Origin of the sequence: uncultured Neisseria sp., assembly GCF_951230505.1 — a bacterium.
Taxonomy (GTDB): Bacteria; Pseudomonadota; Gammaproteobacteria; order Burkholderiales; family Neisseriaceae; genus Neisseria.
The window spans coordinates 1-8329 of the sequence record NZ_CATNVN010000079.1; the positions used below are offsets into that span (position 1 = coordinate 1).

Below are 8329 nucleotides of genomic sequence, written 5' to 3' on the forward strand. Positions count from 1 at the left end.
GCTTTATTGTTTTCTGCGGCAGTACGAATCATAAAGGCAAATTTTTCATCGCCTTTTGCACCTTTGCCAACATTACCCGGGTTGATACGGTATTTAGACAGGGCTTTGCCGCATTTGGGAAATTCAGCCAATAAGCGTTCGCCATTGAAATGGAAATCACCAATCAAAGGCGTGGTGTAACCCATATCGTCTAAGCGGCTGCGGATTTCGGCTACTTTGGAAGCCGCTTCAGGAGTATTGACCGTGATACGGACCATTTCTGAGCCGGCATCGCTCAACTCTTTGACCTGTCGGGCGGTTGCTTCTGCATCTGCGGTGTCGGTATTGGTCATAGATTGCACAACAACGGGCGCATCGGAGCCGACGATGAGGTGGTCAATTTTGACTTGATGTGTCTGACGGCGTTTAGGTGTGGTCATTTTAGTTTTTTCCTGCAACAAAAGAGGCGGATTTTTCACCGGCAACACGGTATTTTAAAGGTTCGATAGGTGTGCCGCCGTAATTGGCTTCAGAGCCGGCTGCAATGCCGATCCAAACATTGTAAGGCGCGCCGCCTCTTAGACGTTGTTCGCTTCCGGCCGGAACGATACGGCTGAATACAACTTTTCCATCTTTATCCGTAATAATCAGATTGCTTCGGTATTGGACTTTAATCCAAAGTTCGTCTTTCTCAACTTTGACGGCAGGCTTCTCTTCTTGTGCTACGGCAGAAGCTTCAGAAGCTGCTTGATCATTAGTCACTTCAGGCTTATTGGTAATTTCTTTTTTGCCGTCTTCCGTCATTTCGCTAACGGCAACATTATCCGTTTTTAAGGCAGGCGTTTTCATCGTATCAGCAACATCTTTGCTGTTCTGAATATTTGCCTGCTCATTTTCAAAACTGGATTTACTTTGCCAAAAGTAAACGCCGCCTACAGCCAAAGCCAATGCGGCTATTCCCAATATCCATTTTGGGAAACCTTGTTTTTCAGTGTCTGTGTAGCTTAAGCCGGCGTTGGCGCTGCGTGTTACCGCGTATACATGGTCTTCAAGTTGCGGAGTAATGGAGAGTAAATGTTTGGCGATGGTTTGTTCATCGATTTTCAGAAATCGTGCATATGAACGCAGATAGCCTGAAACAAAGACTAAACCGGGAAAGCCTGAATATTCCCCTTTTTCCAAAGCATCAATTTGTTTGGCAGACAGTTTCAACCGTGAAGCAACATCTTGAATATCGATTTTGGCATCAGTTCTGTGTTTGCGTAATTCATCCCCCAATGTTTTGGCGGCTTGTGTGTCGTAGTTGATTTTATCGTTATTTTCCATTTAGTGGCCTGTTGTGACAGTTTGTAGTTCGTCTGAATAGGGGAAGTTTGCCCTAAGTTGGGCTTCATATTCGTATGCGGCGTGTTTATTACCCAAAGCGGTAGCCAAACGCCAGCCTAAAAGCAAATCGTCAGCCTGCAGAACATCAACTTTGCTTTGGTATTGGCGGAAATAATAGTCGGCATCGTTAAGATTTCCTGCCATCATTTTGGTTCGGGCAAGTTCTTTGAAAGCAGGGAAGAATTGCGGATTCGCTGCTAAAGACCTTTCCAAATAGGCTTGGGCTAAAGAGTATTGACCTAACCTTGCACTACAAATGCCTTTATTCATATTGGCAATAAAGGGGCTTGGGTAGGTTGGGTCGGCCAGTGCTTTGTCAAAATAAGCCAAAGATTCGGCTGGTGCATTCATTTGATTGCACAAGAACCAACCATAGTTGTTGTTGACTTCCGCGCTATCAGGTTTTAAAGACAATGCTTTAAGAAAGCTTTCCTGAGCTTTATCTTTGACCTTCAAATACTGATAAATCTCGGCGCGTACCAACCAAGCAAGGTCATTTTTTGAATTGGACTTAAGCGCCTCTTCAATACTTTCAGTAGCTTGGCGGTAGTTTTGGCCGCGCATATATTCCACAGCCAGTTGGGTTTTGATATTAGAAACTTGAATGGCACGTTCTTTAGGGCTTGGGCCGGAAGAGGAAGCGCAGGCAGAAAGAGTCAGTGCGGTAAGTAAAGCGAATCCGAACTTGATTTTCATAATTAACCTTATTGTTCGACCAAAATCTGTTGCCATTTTTGTTGGCGGCGTGTTTTATCTTGTACTTGTCCGGCCAATTGTCCGCAAGCGGCATCGATATCGTCGCCGCGGGTTTTGCGGACAGTAACGACAAAGCCGGCTTGTTGCAGAATATCTCGGAAGACACGGATATTTTCGTTGGTAGAACGTTCGTAGCCGGAATTTGGGAAAGGATTGAACGGAATCAGATTGAATTTGCAGGGTACGTCTTTAACCAACTCAATCAATTCGCGCGCATGTTGTGCTTTATCGTTGATGCCATCGAGCATAACGTATTCAAAGGTAATAAAGTCGCGGGGGGCTTTGACCAGATAACGTTGACAAGCCGCCATCAATTCTTTGAGCGGGTATTTTTTGTTGAGTGGAACAATTTGATCGCGCACTTCATCGTTGGATGCGTGTAAAGACACGGCTAAAGCAACAGGCATTGCATCACGCAGTCTGTCCATTTGTGGAACCATGCCCGAAGTGGAAACAGTTACGCGGCGACGACTTAAACCATAGCCGTGATCATCCAGCATAATGCTCAAAGCGGTAACAACATTGTCAAAGTTTGCCATGGGTTCGCCCATGCCCATCATCACCACGTTGGAGATAACGCGTTCGTTTTTAGGGGTAACGCCCATGGCTTTATTGGCCCACCAAAGCTGACCGATAATTTCAGCGGCAGTCAGGTTGCGGTTGAAACCTTGTCGTCCGGTAGAGCAGAAGGTGCATTCCAATGCGCAACCGACTTGGGAAGAGATACACAAAGTACCGCGTTCGGCTTCGGGAATGAAGACGGTTTCTACACCGTTGCCCGTGCCGACATCCAGCAACCATTTGCGTGTACCGTCAGTAGATTCTTGTGCCATCATTAATTTAGGCACTTCGATTGTGGCTTGTTCATTCAATTTGGCCCGCAATGATTTGGCCAAGTCAGTCATTTCTTCAAAGTTTTGTGCACCCGCTTGATGCATCCAACGCATTACCTGCTTGGCACGAAAAGGTTTTTCGCCCATTTCAGCAAAGTGTTGCGTCAGTCCGTTTAAATCGTAGTTCAGTAGATTGGTTTTCATGTATTTTTATGTTTCTCAGTAAAGCTTTTAAAGCAAAGGGGCTTATTGGGCAGCTTTGCTTTAATAGCCTTTGGGTTTTCAGACGGCCTTTAATTTGTAGGACATACAAAGCAGTTTTGCCGTCCGATATGAATCGGACGGCCGTAAAGCGACTACAGGCTTTTATTCTTAGCGTGGGCAGATTTCGCTTTGGCTGAAGAAGTAAGCAATTTCAATCGCAGCATTTTCAACGCTGTCAGAACCATGTACGGCATTAACACTGACAGATTCTGCAAAGTCGGCACGGATTGTGCCCGGAGCTGCATCGGCTGGGTTGGTTGCACCCATCAATTCGCGATTTTTGGCAACGGCGTTTTCACCTTCTAATACTTGGATCATGACGGGGCTGCGTGTCATGAATTTAACCAAGTCTTCATAAAAAGGGCGGCCTTTGTGTACGGCATAAAACTCTTTTGCTTCACGCTCAGAGAGATGTTTCATTTTTGCCGCAATAATGCGCAAGCCGTTTTCTTCAAAGCGGCTGTAAATCTTGCCGATGACGTTTTTTTCTACTGCATCGGGTTTGATGATGGAAATCGTACGTTCGATGGCCATGTTATGTCCTTGTTTTTATTGAAAGGTGGGTTATCGTAGCCAAGAGGCGAGGGAAGTGTATTCTACCAAATTTCGCCCCTTTTTGGGAAAGGCATTATTTGCTTAAAGTCAGGTGTGGTTGTTCCAAGTAGACTTCAGATTGCATTTCGATCATACGGCTGGCTGTACGGGTAAATTCTTCGGCAAAATCGCCTTCAACGTAAATATCGTTTACGCCAACTGCGCTGGTGGCGCACAATTTCACACGAAAATCGTATAAAACGTCAATTAACCATGTCAGACGGCGTGCTTCTGCTTTTTCTTGAGGGGTTAGACGTTCTAATCCTGAAAGGAAAACCATCTCGTAATGTTCAGCCAAGTACAGATAGTCAGCTTGTGAGCGAGGGCCGAAACATAATGCACGGAAATCAAACCAGATGGCGCGTTCTGACTGGGCTTTATGAGGAATTTCCCTTCCATGAATAATGCTGATGCCTGGGTTTAATTCAGAGATTCCGCTCATTTCTTTAAATAAAGCAGCCAGTTTTTGCTCGTTTTCTTCATTATTGGGCACAAAGAAAATTTCGGCAGGGCGTAATGTGCGCAATCGGTAATCTTCGCCACCATCTACATTTAAAACGGTCAGGTTAGATTCGATAAGGGCGATGGTTGGCAGAAAGCTACTGCGGTTTTGGCCTTGAGGATAGAGTTCGGATGGAGCGTAGTTGGAAGTGGCTACCAAGACTACACCTTCACTCAACAGGTTTTCCAGCAAACGGCCCAAAATCATAGCATCGGCAATATCGCTGACGTGGAACTCGTCAAAGCATAATACACGTGTTTCTTTGGCAATTTCTGTTGCAACGGCTTTTAAAGGGTTGGCTTCGCTTTTCAATACTTTAAGGCGTTGATGGATTTCGGCCATGAAAGCATGGAAATGCACGCGACGTTTACGACGATAAGGGAGGCAGCCGAAAAAAGCATCCATCAAAAAGCTTTTACCTCGTCCTACGCCGCCATAAAAATAGAGCCCTTTAGGAACTTGGGGGGAACGCAAGCTACGGCCAAGAAAACGGTTGCGTTTGCGTTTGAACATCATCAGCTCGGTCCACAAACGATCCAAATATTCAATGGCTCGCGCTTGGGCTTCATCGCGGATAAAGTTGGGTTGCTCGGCTGCAGCTTGATACCAAGTCAATGGGCTGTGGTTTTCAAATGGAGGTGGTGTGAATAGTTGGTCTCTATTGCTCATGTGTAACCTTTATTATGCTTTACTGGCGATAGTTGAAACATCATCCGCAATAGTTTGGACAGTAGTTGGAATGATGTTTTCATTACAGAATAGTTGGTCTATTATAAATGATTTCAGACGGCCTGCGTTTTTTGCACAAACATTGTAGTAAATATAGTTGAAATAGTGTGCGATTAAGGTATGCGTAAAAAGATCTGGCTTTATATTTCTTGAGAAAACAAAAAAACGCCGCATTTCTGCGGCGTTTTGCTACTAAGTATTAATGAGCACTTTCTTGCAATGCCAAGTCTACACGCTCACGCAACTCTTTACCAGGTTTGAAGTGAGGAACATGCTTTTCAGGCACTTCCACGCGTTCTCCGGTTTTGGGGTTGCGCCCGATACGGGCAGGGCGGTGGTTCAAGTCGAAGCTGCCGAAGCCGCGGATTTCGATACGTTGTCCACGAGCCAGTGAGCGGGTCATGGTATCAACCAAGACTTTTACACTGTATTCGACATCTTTAGCCAGCAGTTGGTTGCCATTTTTTTCGGCAAACACTTCCGCGAGGCGAACCATCAATTCAGACTTCGTCATGTCTGCAACCTTATTCTTGGTCGCCGGACAGTTTGGCTTTCAGCAAGTCGCCCAAGCTGGTAGTACCGGCATTGGCAGTTGCAGCAGCGTTAACTGAATTCAGCGCTTCGCGGTTTTCTTTAGCGTCTTTCGCTTTAACAGACAGACGGATGCTGCGGTTTTTGCGGTCAACGGTAACGATAACGGCTTCAACTTCGTCGCCTTCTTTCAGTTTGGTAGTCAGGTCTTCAACGCGGTCAGCGGCGAATTCAGAAGCAGGCAGGTAGCCTTCAACTTCTTCAGACAGAGCAACTACGGCACCTTTGGCGTCAACAGATTTCACAGAACCTTTAACCAAAGAACCTTTGTCGTTTACGCTGATGAAGTTGCCGAACGGATCACCTTCCAGTTGTTTGATACCCAAAGAGATGCGTTCTTTTTCAACGTCGATTGCCAATACAACGGCTTCAACTTCTTCGCCTTTTTTGTATTTGCGTACAGCTTCTTCGCCGGCCTCAGTCCAAGACAGGTCAGACAAGTGAACCAGGCCGTCGATGCCACCAGGCAGACCTACGAATACGCCGAAGTCAGTGATAGATTTAACTGCGCCGGAGATTTTGTCGCCTTTGTTGTGGTTGGCAGCAAACTCTTCCCAAGGGTTAGCTTGGCATTGTTTCATACCCAAAGAGATACGGCGGCGGTCTTCGTCGATTTCCAGGATCATTACTTCAACTTCGTCACCCAGTTGAACAACTTTGCTTGGGTGTACGTTTTTGTTGGTCCAATCCATTTCGGAAACGTGTACCAAACCTTCGATGCCTTGTTCGATTTCAACGAAAGCACCGTAGTCGGTCAGGTTGGATACTTTACCGAACAGGCGGGTACCTTGTGGGTAACGACGGGTCAGGCCGCTCCAAGGATCTTCGCCCAGTTGTTTCATACCCAGAGAAACGCGTTGTTTGTCTTGGTCGAATTTCAGGACTTTAGCTTCTACTTCTTGACCAACTTCCAAAACTTCGCTTGGGTGTTTCACACGGCGCCATGCCAAGTCGGTGATGTGCAACAGGCCATCGATGCCGCCCAAGTCAACGAATGCACCGTAATCGGTGATGTTTTTAACGATACCTTTGATAACTGAACCTTCTTGCAGGTTTTCCAGCAAGGCTTTGCGTTCTTCGCCCAAAGTAGCTTCCAGAACAGCGCGGCGGGACACAACAACGTTGTTGCGTTTTTTGTCCAGTTTGATCACTTTGAATTCAATTTCTTTGCCTTCGAAGTGAGAAGTGTCTTTTACAGGACGTACGTCAACCAAAGAACCCGGCAGGAATGCACGGATGCTGTTGATCATAACAGTCAGACCACCTTTGACTTTGCCATTGATAACGCCGGACAGGATGTCGCCGTTTTCCATAGCTTCTTCCAAAGCGATCCAGTCGGCAGCGCGTTTAGCTTTTTCGCGGGACAGTTTGGTTTCGCCGAAGCCGTTTTCAACAGATTCGATGGTAACGGTAACGAAATCGCCAACCTTAACTTCAATCTCGCCCTGAGCGTTTTTGAATTCAGCAACATCAATCAGAGATTCTGATTTCAGACCTGCGTTAACGGTAACGAAGTTTTGATCGATGCCGACTACTTCGGCAGTAATCACTTCACCTGGGTTCATCTCTTGCAGGGTAAAGCTTTCTTCCAGCAGCTGGGCAAAATTTTCCATAGTCATATATACTCTTTTCGGTACACCGCCAAGGGGTGCGGGTTAGGTTTGAAATGACCTGCCGTCCTTGGCGCGGCAGGTTGGGAAATGTTTTCAGACGGCCTTGTTATAGGATTAACAGGCCGTCTGAAATGAAAACTTCGCGATTATACTCCAAATTTTAAACTTTATGATACCAATCAAGCACTTTTTTTACAGCTTCTTCGATAGAAAGGTTATCGGTATCTAAAAGCAGGGCGTCGGGCAGCTGTTTCAACGGAGCAACAGGGCGGCGGCGGTCTGCTTCGTCGCGCGCTTCAATGTCTGACAAAATGCGCTCGAATGCAACGCCTTCGCATGGGATACCGAGTTGTTTTGCACGACGTTGGGCGCGGACATTGGCACTTGCGGTCAGGAAAATTTTTAATGCGGCATCAGGGAAAATAACCGAGCCGATATCACGACCGTCGGCGACCAAACCTTTTTCGGTTAGGAAGTCGCGTTGGCGCTGCAAAAGGGCGGTACGCACTTTAGACAACTGCGCGACGGCAGATGCGCCCATACCGATCGCTTCGGTACGGATTTGCTCGGATACATCTTCGCCGTTTAATAATACGGCGCTGCCTTCAAATTGTGCGGGCAAGGTTTCTGCCAGTGTGCTGACGGCATCTTCATCTGTCCAGACAACATTTTGTTTTTGTGCGTAAAGCGCGGTCAGGCGGTAAAGCGCACCGGAGTCGAGGTAAAGAAAACCCAAGGCTTCGGCTACGCGTGAGGCAACCGTCCCTTTGCCGGATGCGCTGGGGCCGTCGATGGCGATGACTTTTTGCTTGAGGCTCATGTGTTCTCCTGAATGCGATAGGTATTTGAATTAACCGTTTATTATACGTTGCTTTGTCTGTCTGAAAACGAAAATTTTTGTGTGATTTAGATTTGAGGGAAAAGTGGCTCGACCTTATCGGGTATAATGGCCAAAATCATAATTTAACCGCTTTGTCTGATTGTTCGGGCCGTCTGAAATAACGGGTCGGGAACGGTCTTAGAATTTAGGGGTAAGCGGATTAAATGGTTGATCTTACCTTTGCATGAGAGTGAGACAGACT

General features: G+C 46.5%; 9 protein-coding genes. All 9 read right to left on the reverse strand.

The genetic code is table 11. The annotated features are described in order from the left end of the window. Positions 1-419 (reverse strand): flavodoxin-dependent (E)-4-hydroxy-3-methylbut-2-enyl-diphosphate synthase (locus Q1M25_RS06225; RefSeq protein ID WP_300482997.1); only part of this gene is annotated, 419 nt, incomplete at its 3' end. A 1-nt stretch (position 420) separates the two neighbouring features. Further along, positions 421-1305, reverse strand: a complete 885-nt coding sequence (locus tag Q1M25_RS06230) for a RodZ domain-containing protein (RefSeq protein ID WP_285069928.1) — start codon at positions 1303-1305, stop codon at positions 421-423. Beyond that, positions 1306-2061: a type IV pilus biogenesis/stability protein PilW gene (pilW, locus tag Q1M25_RS06235; protein ID WP_063075505.1), complete on the reverse strand. Its 756-nt coding sequence runs from the start codon at positions 2059-2061 to the stop codon at positions 1306-1308. An 8-nt stretch (positions 2062-2069) separates the two neighbouring features. Next, the gene (gene rlmN, locus Q1M25_RS06240) at positions 2070-3158 is read right to left on the reverse strand and encodes a 23S rRNA (adenine(2503)-C(2))-methyltransferase RlmN (RefSeq protein WP_003683577.1); all 1089 of its coding nucleotides are present in this window, start codon (positions 3156-3158) and stop codon (positions 2070-2072) included. Between the two features lie 168 nt (positions 3159-3326). Next, positions 3327-3752 carry a nucleoside-diphosphate kinase gene (ndk, locus tag Q1M25_RS06245; protein WP_150537440.1) on the reverse strand — a complete coding sequence of 142 codons (426 nt, stop codon included), beginning with the start codon at positions 3750-3752 and terminating at the stop codon, positions 3327-3329. A gap of 94 nt (positions 3753-3846) precedes the next feature. Then, positions 3847-4983, reverse strand: coding sequence for a cell division protein ZapE (gene zapE, locus Q1M25_RS06250; RefSeq protein ID WP_049333700.1), 1137 nt, complete (start codon positions 4981-4983; stop codon positions 3847-3849). Between the two features lie 259 nt (positions 4984-5242). Then, positions 5243-5557 carry an integration host factor subunit beta gene (locus Q1M25_RS06255; RefSeq protein WP_003678992.1) on the reverse strand — a complete coding sequence of 105 codons (315 nt, stop codon included), beginning with the start codon at positions 5555-5557 and terminating at the stop codon, positions 5243-5245. Between the two features lie 10 nt (positions 5558-5567). Beyond that, the gene (gene rpsA / locus Q1M25_RS06260) at positions 5568-7253 is read right to left on the reverse strand and encodes a 30S ribosomal protein S1 (protein ID WP_003678994.1); all 1686 of its coding nucleotides are present in this window, start codon (positions 7251-7253) and stop codon (positions 5568-5570) included. 154 nt (positions 7254-7407) lie between these two features. Next, a complete protein-coding gene (gene cmk / locus Q1M25_RS06265; RefSeq protein ID WP_049333702.1) occupies positions 7408-8067 on the reverse strand; it encodes a (d)CMP kinase in 660 nt (219 codons plus the stop codon). Between the last annotated feature and the right edge of the window lie 262 nt (positions 8068-8329).